The following is a 237-nucleotide window of genomic DNA, read 5'->3' as shown; positions in this document are numbered from 1 at the left end:
CCAGTAGTATCAGTAGTACCACTAAAACCATTAAAACAGTTAGAGCAACCGCCACAACCTCCGCAACCAAAACAACCGAAGCAACCAATACAACGGAATCCGCCACAACGGAATCCGCCACAACGACCTCCGCCACAACCGCCACAGCGACCACAACCCCCACAGCGACGAGCAGCATCTTCAATATAGTAATATGGATATTGATTTTGCTGGTCCCAATAGACAATATTTCCAGAT

Annotated in this window: 1 protein-coding gene; it reads right to left on the bottom strand. The window is 47.7% G+C overall.

Annotated features, from left to right (window positions below):
• A partial coding sequence (locus MR160_RS34520; protein ID WP_242299268.1) for a heterocycloanthracin/sonorensin family bacteriocin occupies nucleotides 1-237 on the bottom strand: 237 nt, incomplete at both ends.

This window comes from Bacillus cereus group sp. BfR-BA-01382 (assembly GCF_022663475.1).
GTDB classification, from domain to species: domain Bacteria; phylum Bacillota; class Bacilli; order Bacillales; family Bacillaceae_G; genus Bacillus_A; species Bacillus_A thuringiensis_S.
Note: the sequence above shows the minus strand (reverse complement) of the source record. Positions and strands in the feature narration are given on the sequence as shown.